The sequence below is a fragment of the Alteromonas genovensis genome, from assembly GCF_010500895.1.
Classification (GTDB): domain Bacteria; phylum Pseudomonadota; class Gammaproteobacteria; order Enterobacterales; family Alteromonadaceae; genus Alteromonas; species Alteromonas genovensis.
In genome coordinates this window covers 600,161-616,201 of record NZ_JAAAWO010000001.1, presented here as the reverse complement: position 1 = coordinate 616,201, position 16,041 = coordinate 600,161, and the positions used below count along the sequence as shown (strand labels likewise).

General features: G+C 44.5%; 17 protein-coding genes. 7 read left to right on the top strand and 10 right to left on the bottom strand.

What is annotated here, in order from left to right:
* Positions 1-71: 71 nt before the first annotated feature.
* Together GTQ48_RS02565 and GTQ48_RS02560 are read right to left on the bottom strand one after the other, a co-directional pair.
* Positions 72-1,088: a MaoC family dehydratase gene (locus GTQ48_RS02565; RefSeq protein WP_163105011.1), complete on the bottom strand. Its 1,017-nt coding sequence runs from the start codon at positions 1,086-1,088 to the stop codon at positions 72-74.
* A 581-nt stretch (positions 1,089-1,669) separates the two neighbouring features.
* Positions 1,670-1,948 carry an FAD assembly factor SdhE gene (locus GTQ48_RS02560; protein ID WP_200883152.1) on the bottom strand — a complete coding sequence of 93 codons (279 nt, stop codon included), beginning with the start codon at positions 1,946-1,948 and terminating at the stop codon, positions 1,670-1,672.
* 155 nt (positions 1,949-2,103) lie between these two features.
* Between GTQ48_RS02560 and ygfZ the strand changes: the two genes are divergently transcribed.
* Positions 2,104-3,117, top strand: a complete 1,014-nt coding sequence (gene ygfZ / locus GTQ48_RS02555) for a CAF17-like 4Fe-4S cluster assembly/insertion protein YgfZ (RefSeq protein ID WP_203565051.1) — start codon at positions 2,104-2,106, stop codon at positions 3,115-3,117.
* Between the two features lie 56 nt (positions 3,118-3,173).
* On the top strand, positions 3,174-3,659 hold the full coding sequence (locus GTQ48_RS02550; RefSeq protein ID WP_032096902.1) for an FKBP-type peptidyl-prolyl cis-trans isomerase: 486 nt from the start codon (positions 3,174-3,176) through the stop codon (positions 3,657-3,659).
* A 71-nt stretch (positions 3,660-3,730) separates the two neighbouring features.
* Here the strand turns inward: GTQ48_RS02550 and GTQ48_RS02545 are convergent, their stop codons facing one another.
* Positions 3,731-4,069, bottom strand: a complete 339-nt coding sequence (locus GTQ48_RS02545; protein ID WP_032096901.1) for a P-II family nitrogen regulator — start codon at positions 4,067-4,069, stop codon at positions 3,731-3,733.
* Between the two features lie 2 nt (positions 4,070-4,071).
* Positions 4,072-4,908 (bottom strand): ammonia-dependent NAD(+) synthetase, encoded by an 837-nt coding sequence (nadE, locus tag GTQ48_RS02540; RefSeq protein WP_163105083.1) that lies wholly within the window; start codon positions 4,906-4,908, stop codon positions 4,072-4,074.
* Between the two features lie 269 nt (positions 4,909-5,177).
* Here nadE and GTQ48_RS02535 point away from each other — a divergent pair, with 269 nt between their 5' ends.
* Positions 5,178-5,759, top strand: coding sequence for a GspH/FimT family pseudopilin (locus GTQ48_RS02535; RefSeq protein ID WP_203565049.1), 582 nt, complete (start codon positions 5,178-5,180; stop codon positions 5,757-5,759).
* Positions 5,760-5,800: 41 nt separating this feature from the next.
* On the opposite strand, the gene GTQ48_RS02530 is transcribed toward GTQ48_RS02535, so the two are convergent.
* Positions 5,801-6,184 (bottom strand): type IV pilin protein, encoded by a 384-nt coding sequence (locus GTQ48_RS02530; RefSeq protein ID WP_163105010.1) that lies wholly within the window; start codon positions 6,182-6,184, stop codon positions 5,801-5,803.
* 79 nt (positions 6,185-6,263) lie between these two features.
* Between GTQ48_RS02530 and GTQ48_RS02525 the strand changes: the two genes are divergently transcribed.
* Genes GTQ48_RS02525 through GTQ48_RS02510 form a run of 4 tightly spaced genes read left to right on the top strand, consistent with a single transcriptional unit; the run spans position 6,264 to position 8,681 of the window.
* Positions 6,264-6,800, top strand: coding sequence for a hypothetical protein (locus tag GTQ48_RS02525; protein WP_163105009.1), 537 nt, complete (start codon positions 6,264-6,266; stop codon positions 6,798-6,800).
* The gene (locus GTQ48_RS02520) at positions 6,794-7,390 is read left to right on the top strand and encodes a prepilin-type N-terminal cleavage/methylation domain-containing protein (RefSeq protein ID WP_163105008.1); all 597 of its coding nucleotides are present in this window, start codon (positions 6,794-6,796) and stop codon (positions 7,388-7,390) included. The genes GTQ48_RS02525 and GTQ48_RS02520 overlap by 7 nt, the downstream gene beginning before the upstream one ends.
* On the top strand, positions 7,380-8,348 hold the full coding sequence (locus GTQ48_RS02515; protein WP_163105007.1) for a hypothetical protein: 969 nt from the start codon (positions 7,380-7,382) through the stop codon (positions 8,346-8,348). Before GTQ48_RS02520 ends, GTQ48_RS02515 begins: the two co-directional genes overlap by 11 nt.
* A 39-nt stretch (positions 8,349-8,387) precedes the next feature.
* Positions 8,388-8,681 carry a hypothetical protein gene (locus GTQ48_RS02510; RefSeq protein ID WP_163105006.1) on the top strand — a complete coding sequence of 98 codons (294 nt, stop codon included), beginning with the start codon at positions 8,388-8,390 and terminating at the stop codon, positions 8,679-8,681.
* 114 nt (positions 8,682-8,795) lie between these two features.
* On the opposite strand, the gene GTQ48_RS02505 is transcribed toward GTQ48_RS02510, so the two are convergent.
* The 5 genes from GTQ48_RS02505 to pilV form a co-directional block, all read right to left on the bottom strand.
* Positions 8,796-9,260, bottom strand: coding sequence for a type IV pilin protein (locus tag GTQ48_RS02505; protein WP_163105081.1), 465 nt, complete (start codon positions 9,258-9,260; stop codon positions 8,796-8,798).
* Positions 9,260-13,333, bottom strand: a complete 4,074-nt coding sequence (locus tag GTQ48_RS02500) for a PilC/PilY family type IV pilus protein (RefSeq protein ID WP_163105005.1) — start codon at positions 13,331-13,333, stop codon at positions 9,260-9,262. Before GTQ48_RS02500 ends, GTQ48_RS02505 begins: the two co-directional genes overlap by 1 nt.
* An 8-nt stretch (positions 13,334-13,341) precedes the next feature.
* The gene (locus tag GTQ48_RS02495; RefSeq protein WP_163105004.1) at positions 13,342-13,905 is read right to left on the bottom strand and encodes a pilus assembly PilX family protein; all 564 of its coding nucleotides are present in this window, start codon (positions 13,903-13,905) and stop codon (positions 13,342-13,344) included.
* Positions 13,902-14,777, bottom strand: a complete 876-nt coding sequence (locus tag GTQ48_RS02490) for a PilW family protein (protein ID WP_163105003.1) — start codon at positions 14,775-14,777, stop codon at positions 13,902-13,904. The genes GTQ48_RS02495 and GTQ48_RS02490 overlap by 4 nt, the downstream gene beginning before the upstream one ends.
* A gap of 92 nt (positions 14,778-14,869) precedes the next feature.
* Complete coding sequence (gene pilV, locus GTQ48_RS02485; RefSeq protein WP_239059951.1) at positions 14,870-15,499, bottom strand: type IV pilus modification protein PilV; 630 nt, start codon at positions 15,497-15,499, stop codon at positions 14,870-14,872.
* Positions 15,500-16,041 lie beyond the last annotated feature (542 nt).

The window sequence follows — 16,041 nt, the reverse complement described above, 5'->3', positions numbered from 1 at the left end:
AGATAAGGTGCGCAGTGGTAATGTTAAACACTAAAGGTGGGCGTTAAAGTAAACGGAAACGCCCACCTTTTTTAATAATGCAAAAAAGCGTGTAAGTGCGTAGTTGAGTCTTTCGCACTGGTCACTTCTAGCTCGGCACTATGTTTAGGACTATGGTTAGCACACGGGTTAGCATGCGATTCTGATGTTGCGCTTAAAGAGCTAGTTAGGCTTTTACTGAACACGGTCAATTCATTGGGTAAATAAACGGGCTGTTTAAACCTACACGACACTTCTTTGATATAGCCGTTACATAACGCTTTATCACCGCCTGAGCCCTGCTCTTTTTCTGCGTTATCTGTGCTTTCGCCATTGGCTTCGACAATGCCATCAACAGTGGTTTTGTCGGCAGTATTGTCAACAAATTGAGAGATTACACAGGCCAGTGTCCACATTCCGTGGGCAATGGCAGTTTTAAAGCCAAATACCTTCGCAGAAACAGCCGATAGATGAATAGGGTTATAGTCTCCCGAAATAGCGGCGTAGCGCCTTCCTGTGTCTGCACTTGCATTGAGCGTTGATACTAACTCTCGCTGTATGGCCTCATCGCTCTCGTCGGTTGAAACGTGTCCTGTCTGCGCTGCTCTTGGAGCAACATGCACCGCTTTCACCTTAACTAGGTAACTACTTACAGCTTTATAAACGCACTTTGAGCTTTGCAATGCGTCAAGTAAAACATCCACTTCCCACCCTCTTGCATGAGGTCTAACATCACTAAACCTAACCCGACATTCAACAGGCTCAGAGAGATCGCAATGCTCAAAAACCTCAACCTTGTTGGCGCAGTGAATTAATCCAAGTAAAGGAAATGGGCTTTGTTTGTCTAATAAACAGCGCATCTGCAAAGGAAGAGAAAGCATTTGCAGATATAAAGGATGAACGTGTTCACTCGCAGGCCAAGCCACTTCCTGACAAAATTTACCGTAGTGTTTGTTGTCTATATTGAGGGTTTTGGTGTAAATGCGTTGTGGTAACCGTGGAGGTTTGAACTGCATTAACTGTCGCTTATCAACACGCTTAAACAGCGATTTTGTATATTCACGAAACATTCATTTTGTCCCTAAGTCCATATCCTTTTCTGACATAAATTACCGCTCTACATAATCTGCGATAATCACGTTCAGAACATTCGTTTTTCAATACCCAGCAAAAGTGAGCGTGATCTTTATTGGACCATTTTTGTTTTACTCGAGTCATCTCAAGACAAATCCCCCAAGGGAAAAGCTGAGACGAACCGTGAAGCTGAAATATATCATTAGTCTGAGAGCTGGTAAGTCTTTTTCTTATCAGATTCATAAACTTGTCACAAGAGACGCCGTCTACAATATGCACGACACCCTCGTCCGACAACATCAAATCCAATTGGTTTAGAGAATTTCTCTGTGTTGACTGTCTAAGCACTGATTGACTGAGCGCTAATTGACTTGGCTTTGATTGACTGAGCTTTGATATACAAAAAAGTGAACAGTAAATCCATATAAAAAGTGGGGGGAGCGTGAGAGCGGTAAGGCTTGTCTTATCAATCCACGTCATAAGACTTGATGGCAAACATTGCAATACAACTAACAGTAAAACGGAAAGAGTGACGCGGTTGAACGTCACTCTGTAAGGTGAATACGTTATGTGTATTCTATACTTTGACACGATTGACGACGGTTGAAATCATCGCGGCTAACTCGGGGTCGTCGCATTTTTGATGACCCATTATCCACGCGAACAAATCAGGATCGTCGCTTGTTAGTAAACGCTCGAAGGTAACTTTTTCTTCGTAACTTAATTCGTCGAACGCTTGCTCTACAAAAGGCAGTAATAACACATCTAGTTCAAGCATGCCGCGGCGGCATGCCCACTTTAATCTCGCTAATCGTTTGGGTTCAAACATATATTCTTTAACCTCAATTGTTATCATTAAATAGTACCACGCGTGTCACCGTAGGATCACTGCTCTTTTGGTCTGATAAGCAAACTTAACGTAAAGAATTTACGACTGCCTGCCACCTCCCCCTTGATAAATCAGCTTTTTGCCATACCTTGAGACTATACGATTTTAAAAAGAGCGCCATCATGTCATTAAAAACGCTAGATGCACTGCCGCAACACTATGCTGTAACACTTGGCAATACCATGATTATATCCCTAGAGGGTGAGCAAGCGGATAGCTATCTGCAGGGCCAGCTAACGGTCAATATCAATAAACTAGATGACAAGACGGTACGGCACTACGCCCATTGCGATAACAAAGGTAAAACATGGTCAACGGGCTATCTAGCGCGATTTGGCTCAAAAATACTGTTACTGACCAATGAAGACGCTGGTGCCCGTACCCTGGCTGAGCTTAATAAGTACGGCGTATTTTCAAAAGTAGACATCGTCGATGGCAGCAGCGAGTTCAATGCTTTTTTTGTTTCAGGCACAGAAGCGGTAGCCCTTTTAAGCAAACATTTTCCTGACGTGTCTTTAAACGAAGCCGATAGCGACGGTTCTCTTATCAGCTATCAAAGCGAGCATGGGCTTTGCTTTAAAACCGATACGGCGCAACAGGGTTACGTCGTAGTTCTGCACCAACAAGCTAGCGACGACGTTACAGCAAACATAGCCAAGAACGGACTTCCCTGTTATTCACAATCGGTGTTTGACGCCATAAAAATTGCTAGTGCTCACGCAGCAGTCAACGGAAGTACAGTGGGTGAATATGTACCCCAAATGCTAAATGTGCACGCCCTTAATGCCATTGATTTTGATAAGGGCTGCTACATGGGCCAAGAAGTGGTGGCGAGAACCCGTTTTTTAGGGAAAAACAAACGTGCTGCATTCAGTTTTTGTATTGATGGAAATGTTGAGGTTTCTGCAGGAGACACTATTGAAAAGCAGCTTGGCGATAATTGGCGAAGAGCAGGCTTGGTAACAAGCGTTGCCCGTTTAGATAATGAAACTCACTTTATGGCGGTACTGTCTAACGATACCACCCCACAAGATTTACACAGGTTGGCTGATAATGAGGCTGTAACCTGTTACCCTTATGCTCTGCCGTACAGTATTGAGCAACAAGCCAGCAACATCGTAAAGAAACGTCGCTGATTGTTACGGCAAACGATTTACATTCATTACCCACATGGGAAAACTTAGGATTTTATATGACTATTACCTCTGATAGCGTTGTAACACTTCACTATACTGTTTCAACCGAAGATGGAACCACATTGGATTCTTCTGAAGGAAAAGAACCGCTAGTCGTGTTGCTTGGTCAACGCTTCCTTATTGAGGGACTAGAAGACGCATTAATTGGAAAAGACAAAGACGATAGCTTCAACGTGTCTATCGAGCCTGAAAAAGCATACGGAGAGCGTGTAGACGAGTTAGTTCAAACGGTTCCTCGTTCAATGTTTGAAGGTACAGAAGTTGAAGTAGGCATGTCTTTTCGTGCCACTACACCACAAGGCGAACAGTCTGTCATTATTATAGAGACCAATGATGAAGAAGTGGTTGTTGATGGTAACCATCCTTTGGCGGGTATTCCATTAACGTTTGACGTTAATGTAGTAGATATTCGAGAAGCGACTGAGCAAGAGCGCGAACATGGACATGTGCACGGACCTGAAGGTTGCGGACACGACCACTAAGCCACACGCTATAGTGTAAAAGAAAGGGAGCAGCACGCTCCCTTTTTTGCGCTCTATCAGCACCGTATAAGTTAGATAGCGTCTTCGTTCTGCTCACCGGTTCGAATTCGAACCGCACTTTCCACGTTATAAACAAATATTTTTCCGTCGCCAATTTTACCTGTTTTGGCCGCCGACTGAATAGCATCTAATGCTTGTTCCACGCGCTCGTCGTCGAGCACTAACTCAACCTTAATTTTAGGGAGGAAATCGACTTGGTATTCAGCGCCGCGGTAAAGTTCAGTATGCCCTTTCTGCCTACCGAAACCTTTTACCTCAGTAACGGTCATCCCTGCAATACCGACTTCAGCTAATGCTTCCCTTACATCGTCCATTTTAAATGGCTTAATGATAGCTTCAATTTTTTTCATGACTACAACTCATCATAGATTGTTGGAATGGGTACACGCTTATGCTGTGTACGTTCATAAATATAAAGCAATTTCTCTTCCACTTCAGCGGAAACTGGCTTACCTTCCAGAAAATCATCGATTTGATCGTACGTCATTCCCAGCGCTTGCTCATCTGCTTTCTGTGGAGACAGGCTTTCCAAGTCGGCTGTGGGGGCTTTGGTGATCACGTTATGAGGCGCACCTAAATGGGATGCCAGTGCTCTAACTTGGCGTTTACTTAAACCAAAAAGTGGGGCTAGGTCGCAAGCACCGTCACCGTATTTAGTATAGAACCCTGTAATATTTTCAGCCGAGTGATCGGTACCTAGCACAAGTCCATCCACCATGCCGGCAATCTCATATTGCGTGACCATGCGCGCTCTCGCCTTCACGTTGCCTTTCACAAAGTCTTGTTTGGCAGTGCTGTCAGGAAGCAACCCCGTTTCTTTCAGTGCGTTTGTTGTAGACGCATGTATGGCATCGACGCCTGGTTGCACATTGACGGTCACAGAATGTGAGGGTTGAATAAAATCGATAGATTGCTGTGCATCATCTTCATCAGCTTGGGTGTCATAAGGAAGTCTGACAGCTATAAACTGGTAGTTTTCATGATTTTCTTTGTTCAATTCATTGACGGCAAGCTGTGCTAATTTGCCCAAAGTACATGAATCTATCCCGCCGCTAATACCTAGCACTAAAGAGTTTAACCCTGAGGTGAGCAACTGTTTTTTAATAAATGACACTCTTCGCGCCACCTCAAATTCAACATCGATTTCAGGAAGCACTTGCATCTCTTCAATAACTGCTTGTTTTTGCATCATAATATCCACGTGTTTTTAAGCGTCTTAGTCGGTGAGTTTACGATATTATCTGTATAGATGTTAGTGGCAAGAGTAAATGCCACGGTAATCGTAGTACTTGTAGTAGGCTTATCATAAAGACGTATAGCGAACTATGCGCAATAGAAGTAAAACATACGCTATGCCCAACAACTTTAGTGTACGCTAAATATTGGCGTTTTTGTTTATCAAATTCTGCATGCGGGATTAAAAAAGTGTCAGATTTTGACCAAGAACTTTGAGTAATTATGATAAAAAGTCGAATGAAAAATAATAGGCAGGTTACAGTAAACCAAGCAGGGCTCACCCTATTAGAGCTGCTCATTGCCATAGCGATTGTTGCTATTATGCTAACAACGGTTGCCCCTGCTATACAAAGCATTCTGATAAAAAGCAGGATCACTTCAGATCTTAACAGCTTAAGCGCAGTGGCTCAGCGTGCTCGATTTACAGCAGTAGATGAGCAATCAAGCGTTGTTATGTGTCCAACCAAAAATTACACAAGCTGTGTAAGCAGCTGGAAAAACGCCACCATGATTTTCGTTGATGACAATGGTAACGGCTCCCGTGATACTTCTGAAACGCTTATCACCACCAGCGATCCACTCAATAGCGCAAATACAATTTATGGCATATCGGGCACTATCAGCTTCAATGAGCAAGGCGGTATAAGTCAAGCAGCCACTATTACGCTTTGCCCAAAAGACAATAGCAGCGAGTATGCTTCAGCACTGCTTCTCTCGCTGTATGGCCGAATTTCAGTGGCTGTAGACAGTGATGGGGATGGCACGAAAGAAGACTTAGCGGGCGCAGATTTGAGCTGTTCATAAGTTTAACTGTTCATAAGCTAAGCTGTTCATAAGCAGTGAGCTTAATGAGCCAACCAACACTGCCTTGGCAATAAGGCCGTGTTGGTGACAATAAGCGTCCGGCAAGGGGCTTTGCTATCAAAATACGTGAGCACTGCCTTAAACTCGTAATGACTATTACTGCTCGCTACTTCCTTAATTTTTACACCACCAGTGTCTATGTCGGGTAACTTTGATAGCGGAACAAAGGCACCACTACTAAGCCAATAGCGCGACTGAATAGCCTGAAGTTTTATCATGTGGCTTTTCGCCAAATAGCGAGACGTTACCCTTTTTCCTGATTGATAAGACTGCATTGTTAATGTGGTTAAAATACCCACAATACACAATACAATTAACAGCTCAACAAGGGTAAGCCCTCTCCTCTTAAAACAATTACCTTCCATAGTACAGATTACCTGCGCCTTAATTTCTCTATAGATTAACCATATCAATTCACCCTATTTGGCATAACCGACCCCAAGCATGGTTTATAACAACGCCGTTAAGTACAAACAGCACATAAATGGTTTAACGTTACTGGAGCTAATGGTCACACTCTCCATCCTCATTATTACAATGCTTTTAGCTGCGCCTTCCTTCGCACAGTGGCACGAGGCGAACAAGTTTAAACAGGCTCTTCGTCACGTCAGTAGCCTTGCTGAGGCAGCTAAAGTAGTCGCCGTAGCCTCACAATCAAATGTGTCATTTGTGGTAGACGTTACAGGTGGTCAGTGTGCGGGAACTAGCCGACTAGTATCCTGTGATTGCACAGCCCCTAATGCTTGTAGCATTGATGGAAAAGAGTACGCATTCTTAGCAACGCAATCAGGAATGACTCTGACAACCGCGAACAATAAGAATCGCATTGTTACCTTTAGCAAATTCGGCGCGGTAAACTTCGGGAATAATACGACAATCACGGTAAAAAGCCCGTCTCATTCAGGCAAGGTGGTGATAAGCGCCTTGGGACGAATTAAACACTGCTCCACATCCAGCCTAAGCGGTGTTGCCACATGTTGAAAAGCAAAGGGTTTAGTCTTGTAGAGCTGCTTGTGGCCACTGGCATAGCAAGCACTTTATTGGTTTTGGCGTCCCGTCATACTGCATTCTTTTACAGTGCGCTGTTAAAAGTTCAACATACCGTTGCCATCGAAGCCGAATTTCAGTCACTGCAGCATGTGATTACAGCTCACTTAGAACAAGCGGGTTATATAGAACAGCCAATAGCGACACAGCTTGCTGTCTCTCATGCAAGCCTGCCGTCTATTAATGTTTCTCGTTTTAGCTCCGAAGCGCCAAATAGCTGTTTTACCTTCTCTTACGATAAAAATAGTGACGGCACTATTACGCTTACACCAAATGAGTTTTTTGGTTTTAGGTTACGAGATAAGGCCATTGAATATCGCGTTGGGAAACGAAGCTGTTCGCAAACTCATTGGCAAGACCTAACCGACACCAAAGATGTTAGCGTGAGTGAATTTTCAATTACCCGATTACACGTAAGTGGATGGGGCGTTACCTATGAAATATACATTAAAGCCTCTAGCCGAGTATTTTCTGGCGTAGAAGCCTCAACAACATTTATTGTAGAGGTAGCCAATGTTCAATAGCGCTTTGTTGAATAGCATACTATTAACTCGACCTTTGTTGACTCGCTCTTCGTTGACGCGCTTTTCGTTAAAAAGCATCGCAGATACAATGAAGATGGTGAGTGCTTACCGACGAAAACAGCAAGGTCTTTTTATTATTTCGTCTGTGCTTGTATTGCTGAGTATTGCGGCATTCACCTTAACTAGCGTAACCGTTGCTGTTAGCGACTTTCAAGCAGTTCAGGACGCTTTAGGAGTGACCCAGGAACGCTACTTAGACACAAAAAAAGAGATGCGCAATATTAGCTCTCAGCTTCGTACTCAACCTCACAACACAGTTGCACTAGGTAATACATCAATAGCGCACACTATTGTGTCTAGTGTTTATCATGGGAGTGAAGCTCAAACCGTGAAAGCCTTCGATATAACGCTGCATCACGCTAAATCTAATACCAAAGTTAAACAACGTTTTTTACGTTACCCATCGCTTATCAAAATACCCACTACATTACAGGCCACCACACCCGATACACACCTCACCCAGTGGCTTTTTAACAGAAGCGCTTCTGCCTTAGTGCCAACATATTTTCCATTAAGTGTTGTTGCAAGTTCATGTACCGATTTAGACGAGGCAACCATGCATTGGATAAACGGAGACTGTGAACTTAACAAGAACGACGTAGAGCATAGCAGCAGTGTAAATCCGATGCTGCTTATCATTAAAAACGGCCATTTAACTGTGCTAGGCGGAACGTCTTTTTATGGCGTGATCATTTTATTATCAGACGATGGAATAGTTTACTCTGCAACAGTGAAGCACGGTGCAAGCATAAATGGAGCTCTCACCTCTTCGCATACTATTACTGTGCAAAATGATGGTGCCCTCACGTACTCGCCTCATGTTTTGCGCACCCTCCAACAGGCACCCAAGCTGGCTAAGATTATTGCGGTTCCCGGTAGCTGGCATGCACAGTTCTAATACAGCCATAGACAACATTTTTAGAGGAATAGAGAAAAGATGAAAACCTTGAGCACAATGAGTCGTAAAAACCGACATCATTTAAATAGAGGGTGCGCACAACACGGAGGCGCATTGGTTGAAGTACTTATAGCGACTGCCCTATTTTTATCAGTCACTGTGGGTATGGTAGGGGCGTTTACTCACACTGAATCGCTATGGGTTGCCATTTATGACAAAAAGCTTTCTCGCAATACCACTATAAACAGCGCAAGAAAGCAAATGATGATTGATAGTTATGAGCAAGCCTGGGCCGATGTTCAAGAATTGGGCCATTTAAAACTGGTCCCTTAGCTTCTCTTCTTAGTTTTTCGGTCTGCAGGGCTCTTTTTAAGCGCTCTTTCTTAAGGGCTATTCCTCAAGGGCAATCCCTCAAGCGCTCTATCCTGAGCGCTCTTATTAAATACTTTAGCAAGACCAGCAATACTCGCCAGTGTCGAGTGAGCCATTATTGTTTCTGTCCCAGCCTTTTCGACCATCGCTGAAATAAAATAAGGCACCATCGTCTGCTTGCCCAGAGCCACTCACAGGCGTGGCCTTTAGCTCATAGCTAGTGGCATTTGCGGCAACAATCGTTAAGTTATAGCGCTTGCTTGCCGCATTTTCAGATGATGGTGAATAGGTGGCAAATACAGCAGGCGCCCCCGTGTTGCTCCCACTAGTGCCAGCTCCTTCATAACTGAACGAACCGCTTTGATGGCGCTCCATGGCAGCAGCAAAGGCGAGTAAATCCGCTTGCCCTGTTCCTCTGTAACCATCGGCTATAACCCCCTGATAAGAGGGATATGCAATACCTGCAATAATGCCAATAATAGTCACTACAATCATTAGTTCAATCAGTGAAAAGCCCTGTTGTTTTACCTTACTCACAATTATTGCTCTCGCTCTGTCTCTGAATGCCAACTTCCGCGCTGAATACGCTCAAATCGCCCGTAAATATTCTGCCCCAAACATTCAAAGGCAGAAGTACATGCTTCGTCGTTTCCGTCTTCATCTACTTCAATAACAGCAGAAACACACTCTGTACCTAAACACACAACCGGACTGGTAATGCTCTCAATCAGAATTTTGGTTTCTGGCGCAATCCCCGTTTGCTTAAGATCCGCAGCTCGGTCACCGTCATCAAGAATACCGTTGATATTAAGGTCTGTAAGAGCATTACCATTAAACAAATTAACTAAGTAAGCTCGGCTGTTGCCAGTAGGCGGTGCACAGGCACTCGTGCTACTTGAAGATGGCACATAAGTGGTAAAAAATACTTTATAGTCAATGATCAGCGGTGATGACAATACCTTCTCTCCCCCTGTAGAAAGGTTGAGGTACCACCCTGCTTTGTTGGCAAAGTCCTGGGCTGCAATCTCTCGCTCAGACTCAACCGAACTGGTCAATGCATGGCTGGTTGCGTTATACATATCGCTTTCAAACACCGTTGACATAAACTTATAGTCACCGTCTGTATTGCGGTTGAATACGCCGTCATCTTTAAGCATATAAAAGTTATCTTCCACCGCCGTATCTAACGGTGATGCACGCCAGCCGCTGCCTAGTGCCACGCCGTAATACAACTCATCACCTAAAGCGACTTCGGACACATCAGGGCCGTAATAGAAACGACGATTCGACTCTGCAGTATCACCGCCAAAGTCGGCTAATCGAGCGCCCTTGATAAAGTCGGCCCCTGTTTCACCATTATAGATATCAAGTCTAAATAGCTGCCCGCCCGTATCGGCCACGTACATGTGGTCGGCCAAACCATCGTTATCCCTGTCAATCACAGAAACTCGACCTGGAATACTGTATTGCATATTCGTTAGGTTTAAATTGGCATCAGCGTTACTGGCATGCCATAAAAGCGCACCGGTATCTGCATCAAACATAAAGACCGCATTACCCACGGTGTCACCGGATCTTACAATTCTATTATCTTGAGCATTGTCATAGCCACCGCCAACAATCATGACGTCTTTTACCACGCCACCTATCTTAACTTTGGTAATGGTGGGTCTAGACCAGGTTTCACCGAGCTTGCTTAAGCTACCAGTGCCACCTTCAAGTTTGTACACTAATTTTGGCGATGTCTTTTGCGTCACATCAAAAACATAATAGTTGCGCCCACCTCTTCGCATGCCAACGTAAAGGTACATTTTGTTACCAACGGTTCGCAGCACCATATCGCCATCTAGCCCATATTTATGATCAAACGACGACGCATCTTTATAAAAGTGCTCAATGTTAGGCAATAATTCTTTTGGCATAATGGCAAAGTTTTCATCGCCGGTTTCTGTATCTATAGAGTGCAGCATACCGTGATTGGTTGCCACAAATATGGCTGAATCATTGGTGCCGTAGTTCACTATGATGGGTTGTGAATGAATTGGGTCGCCCATTCGAGAGACAAAGTCACGTGTACTGCCATCACCGTCTTCATCCTTAACATCAACACCGCGCGCCCATTTCAATAAAACGTCCCGCAGCGCCCCGGCATCAGTTTCATCCTCAATAGCCAAATCCGACTCAGTAATTGAACCATTGTCTTCGTGTAGCTCGTTAGTGCTGCTAACAATTGAACCCACCCCGTCAAACACATACAGATTGCGTTCAGAGGTGAGTTTACTCGCAGCGCCACCATTTCTAACGTCATTACCGTCTGCAAACACAGACCAATAACTATGCGAACTTTCAGAGAAGAAGCCGGTAACACTGTCTACCGCACTTGAATCGTTTTTATCCAAAACATCATCCCCACTCAAACGATAGCGCTTTAAGTTCCCAGGCCAAATAGCGCCTTCGCTTGGCTTAAATAAAGCGAAATAAAGCTCATCTCGATGGGTTAAACGGTTTAACTGATTTACCGCCACACCTGGCGATACAAAGGTGGCATTTACGTCTTTAACAGAACGCAATATGGTGTTGAAAGCGGCTAACAAATCTTCGCTGTTATCCGCTTGGTAGAATCCCCCACCGCTTTGAATAGCAAGCTGGTTTAAGAAGTTATTGGCGGTACTGTTAGCAGCAAAACCTATGGTGTGGGTTATTACCCGAGGTCCAATGGCTGAGGTTTCCGCTTTACTGATATTTTTGACTAAATTAAGCCCACATTTCTCACCGCCGTTACCGGTACAGTTTTCACCTAGCAACGCTTGAATTTCATCCACGCTATGATTGTTATTCGCCTCACCGTCTGACAACAACACAATATGATTATTGGTTTGACATTGAAGGTCTGAGACTGGCGAAATATAGTTTGCGCCTACCGGAATTCGCTCATTAATACAGTCGCTATCGGAAAGGTTTCCTTCAGAGCAACCGGATGGACGAATGGGGTCACCGCCGATATAAGAAGAACGATGACTGACTCGAGTACTGCGTCTTACTGAGTTATTGACGTCATTTTTACCCCGCTCAAGGCCATAATAAACTGCATTACCACCGTAATAACTAGCGGCTTCATAAAGAGTATCTACAATCGGAGTGAACCCATTTGCGCTGAGTTCGTCTACCTTACTCATTAGGTGTTGACGTACCGTTGCCGATGCACCCGGTGTAGCCGCCCCATTAAATTTAATAATTAACTTTGGCGCACGGGAAGCCGAACCGTTGTAAGTATATGCACTTCGATAAGAGTTAAAATTATCGAGTACGAACGCCATATCATTACCGGCTTGCCACCCTGAGCGGTCCACTATTTCTTTGACAACACTGCTTATATCTGGTGTACGATAAACGTTTTGGTAATAGAAACTCGGCATAGACCAGACTATGCCAGAGGTTTTCGGTAAATCTCGTAACCGGTAACGCCTTTCTGGATGAAAATCATTAACGTCATTTTGTGCCACTCCCCTAATGCGCATACTGGCATTAGAATAGGTTCTGTTGGCGTTAGAGGTAAACTCTAAGTAGGCTTCGGTAATCTCCGCACCTTGCGGTAGGTTTAAATTACGAAAACGCACTGCGATATCATCGTTATAAGCGCTATAAAAAGTCAATTCTGTGCCGGTATTTGGATAGCCATTAGTGTCTTCTTCTGAGTTATCACGCTGACTCGCAACCTGATAAACACTTTCACCTTGCGTACATCCCGTTGCCGTTGTGTCATCATAAGATACGACTAGCTGCGGTGCACCGCTCAGCCCCTCATCTATAGCTCTTACTCGGCGATCGCTCAGCCCTGTTATGCTAGTGCCTTCAATGAGTACATTAAGGTCTTTACCACCGCACCAATCGTTAAGGTTGACGACTTCTTGTATAACACCGCTGATATCCGGCGTGGTAATAACCTCTCCGGTTGTGGGGAAGCTGTTACCTGCCACCCACTCTACGTTTGTGGCCGTTTTAGGTCTTGAGGAAAGGTTGTTTGAAGATGTGCTGAACGCTGTACTGTCGGCCTGTGCCTCTGCAGAAATCACTAATGAGGTGTCAGCGATATTAAACCCTTCTGACGTAAAACGAATATTTGCGCTCACAATCGTGGCGCCTTGTGGAATTTGCAGTGTTTCGAAACGCATCCCAGAGGTAACGGTATCTGTACCTTTACTGAGAATAACTTCATTTGAAGATGTAGTTACCGAGCCGTCTATCTCGTGGGCATCGTTGTTGCTCGAACCGGTAGATACCACAATTTCAGGGCGAACCGCATCGTCTATATCTCTCACAGGGTAAAGAATTGGACCACCGTAATCAGAAAAGCGCATAAGGCCGGCATTGATATTCGTCGCCGAACCGAGGGCTTCTTTTAATGCGTTTTGTACTCGCAGCATTCGAGACTGACTCGTGCCATCATAAGCCCCCATACTCCCCGATGAGTCCATAATAAAAATAACGTTAGGGTTGTAGGTTACTGCGCTATCTGCATTTCCAAGGTAAATATCTAAATCGTCACCAATGGCGGAGAACGCAATGCAGCCAAATAAAACCGTTGATGTGAAGGAGCTTATTAACTTTTTCATATTACTACCTATTGAGATGCTGGGCCAAAGACCGACGCGGCTAGTGAATTTGCTACCACTGAAGGCTTACCAGAAACCTTCCCACATCCTCTAATAATAAAAACATGACAGTTAACATTGCTGCCACCAATAACGTTGCTCGAGCCTCGACAAGCCTGCTCTCGTATAAAAGCAGTTCGAGACCAACTTTTAGTCGACATAGACGACTGATAACTTCCTGACGTAACGTGACGACTTCCCGTCGTTAGTCCACCGGCTGTCATATGCCTGTCCGTCCAGTCTCCTTCATCAAAGCAGCTCATTTCATCTGCATTAGGGTCGAAAATCGTACCCTGCCTTGCCTCTGATAGCGGATCGGTTAACGTATCGTCAGCAAGTAACACTTCATCTTCTGACTCAAAGAACACCCCAGCTATTGCTGATTCCGCCGCATCAAATGCAAGACCGCTTTGCTGCATCGACATGGCCATTTTCGATTGCGATAAGCTGCTAGTGACTGCGCTTACACCTAATACGGTGATAGAAAGCAGCACAAGTAATGCAAACACCATGACTAAACCACGCTGTTTCATCGTGAACTCCTAACAAAGTTTTTCATATTGCGAAGCGCAAGGGTCTTAGAAAAGACCTGATAGTAATGTGCTGTATCCATGGTCTTTGCAGCTTCGTTAAGTAAGGCAAATTTTTGTGCGTTCGTTTGGCGCACTTCATTTTGATAGCTTTTTAACATGAGCGCCCACCGAAGTGAGACTACCTGTTGATTCAATGTACGTAAATTTCCAATCTGGTCCGGTGTAACGTAAGTAACCGCCTGCCCCTGTGATGTCGTTACCGTATCTGACACGCCAAATTGAATTTGAAAACTTTCGATATTATCTAATAATGTAACCGTTACCGGAGACACGGTTTGTGCTTTAAGGCCCCGAAGAACCCTTCCATCAAAACCAGTGCATTTAAGCTCACTGCCAACAACAAAGTAATGATTCACCACGTGAAACTCTACGTCCACTGGGTAGCCATGTTTGTTGCCGGTACAATCGTTAGCAGCCAAAAGGTTCACCACTAGTTTGTCATTTCCACCACTAGTGGTTTGAATACTGCCTAGCGTAGCGCTGTTGATGAAATCTCCGGGGATAGCAACAGGATTATTCTGAATGTAGGCTGACTCGGCTACGATATCCACCGACGCATCCACATTGGCAGTGATAAGGTCGTAACGACCCACTTCATAAAACTCTCTCGATAGTCGACTCATGATAAAACGACCCGATTCCTGTACCTGAGACACCGCCTGATTGAGTTTATTTGTTACACTGCTGCTTACCAATACCTGAATGATGGCACCTGAGATAATAAGTCCAAGGGTGAGGGTTATCATTAACTCTACCAATGAAAAACCGCCTTGGTTAGCTTTAGATGCGCTGCTTATGTAATTATTGTTCATATAATCAGTATTGAAAGAAACACTGCTTTTGGAAGCACGCTTTTTAAAAGAGCGGCCCTTAAACAAAACAGCTAAGCACACATTCGAACGCCTCATAACGTAATATCCTTAACAACACAGGCGTTACTATCGCCGGTATTCGGATTACATCGGCTATTCTTGGTGTATTGTCGCGTGCTCGAAGACGCAACAGGCCATGTCAACATCACTTCAATGCGCGACCCAGTGCTGCAGGAATAAATATCTGCACTATTATTGTCATCGCAATTCACTGTAATCTCGGTTTGTGGGTTAGTTTGCACCGCCGAGCAGGATAACGCCCACCCATCGTACTCTGCCATCTGCAGTTCTGTGCAGTTATTACTTTCGCAGTTGGGAACACCGGCTGGGCGAGTTAGACAAAAACACTGATAAGGCTGACTAGAGCCGGTGCAGCTTAATGTGGAGAAGTTGTATGAATTGCTGGAGAAATACGCATTATTGACTACCATACCGTCACCAACAGTCGCAGGCCGTGCTGCTGCGCGCAAACGCTCAGCCACTTGTGCGGCGACTAATTCCGCCTGTGTTCTGCTAATTGCATCTTTGTTGGCAAATGACCCGGTAAATTGAAGCGCAGCAACACCCAACAACCCCACAGCGAGAATAAATAGCGTAATAAGGATTTCAATTAATCCTACGCCTCGTTGCGAGATGATGGGGTTGTCCTTAACGTGCTTCATTGTTTCCTTCTGCGTTGCCATAATTGCCTAACCAACTATTAGTCATTTACATTAATGCCAGTACAGCAGTTTAGACGGTAAGCGTGCTAAAAAAAGTATCTTTGATGATTAAAACGTATAATTTAATAACATCATGCCTTTTAGTTTTTTCACTCCTAATACCAAAGCTAAGCCAAATGTATTTACCCTCTTTCTCGAAATCCCTTGGCCTACGCTGATTATCACCGCGTTATTCATCGACAACAGTATTTGGCGGACGCAATGCTATCGGTATGAAAATACCAGTCCGCATAGATAATTGCTCACTCAGAAGGCGCTGGCAAGTTTCCTAGCAAAGCGTGGGAATGCAGGAATGGCTATTCCCTTTCAAATTCCCAGAATGATGCTAGGAAACTTGCCAGACCTTCCCGAAGGGCGAGTTTAAAATGTCCGTACTCTTTGTTATGTCACCTTGATGTAGGACCACTGCATCTGCGGTAACACGCCGCGATTTCAAACATTTTAAGTCTCGCTGAGTGGGTAACTATCTATGCGTACTGGTA

Bases quoted from the DNA above. Each gene is read 5' to 3' on its own strand.
- pilV (WP_239059951.1), bottom strand. From the start codon at position 15,499: ATGAAGCACGTTAAGGACAACCCCATCATCTCGCAACGAGGCGTAGGA.
- GTQ48_RS02530 (WP_163105010.1), bottom strand. From the start codon at position 6,184: ATGGAAGGTAATTGTTTTAAGAGGAGAGGGCTTACCCTTGTTGAGCTG.
- GTQ48_RS02545 (WP_032096901.1), bottom strand. From the start codon at position 4,069: ATGAAAAAAATTGAAGCTATCATTAAGCCATTTAAAATGGACGATGTA.
- GTQ48_RS02500 (WP_163105005.1), bottom strand. From the start codon at position 13,333: ATGAAAAAGTTAATAAGCTCCTTCACATCAACGGTTTTATTTGGCTGC.
- GTQ48_RS02550 (WP_032096902.1), top strand. From the start codon at position 3,174: ATGACTATTACCTCTGATAGCGTTGTAACACTTCACTATACTGTTTCA.
- GTQ48_RS02495 (WP_163105004.1), bottom strand. From the start codon at position 13,905: ATGAAACAGCGTGGTTTAGTCATGGTGTTTGCATTACTTGTGCTGCTT.
- GTQ48_RS02565 (WP_163105011.1), bottom strand. From the start codon at position 1,088: ATGTTTCGTGAATATACAAAATCGCTGTTTAAGCGTGTTGATAAGCGA.
- GTQ48_RS02525 (WP_163105009.1), top strand. From the start codon at position 6,264: ATGGTTTATAACAACGCCGTTAAGTACAAACAGCACATAAATGGTTTA.
- GTQ48_RS02490 (WP_163105003.1), bottom strand. From the start codon at position 14,777: ATGAACAATAATTACATAAGCAGCGCATCTAAAGCTAACCAAGGCGGT.
- GTQ48_RS02510 (WP_163105006.1), top strand. From the start codon at position 8,388: ATGAAAACCTTGAGCACAATGAGTCGTAAAAACCGACATCATTTAAAT.
- ygfZ (WP_203565051.1), top strand. From the start codon at position 2,104: ATGTCATTAAAAACGCTAGATGCACTGCCGCAACACTATGCTGTAACA.
- GTQ48_RS02560 (WP_200883152.1), bottom strand. From the start codon at position 1,948: ATGATAACAATTGAGGTTAAAGAATATATGTTTGAACCCAAACGATTA.
- nadE (WP_163105083.1), bottom strand. From the start codon at position 4,908: ATGCAAAAACAAGCAGTTATTGAAGAGATGCAAGTGCTTCCTGAAATC.
- GTQ48_RS02515 (WP_163105007.1), top strand. From the start codon at position 7,380: ATGTTCAATAGCGCTTTGTTGAATAGCATACTATTAACTCGACCTTTG.
- GTQ48_RS02535 (WP_203565049.1), top strand. From the start codon at position 5,178: ATGATAAAAAGTCGAATGAAAAATAATAGGCAGGTTACAGTAAACCAA.
- GTQ48_RS02520 (WP_163105008.1), top strand. From the start codon at position 6,794: ATGTTGAAAAGCAAAGGGTTTAGTCTTGTAGAGCTGCTTGTGGCCACT.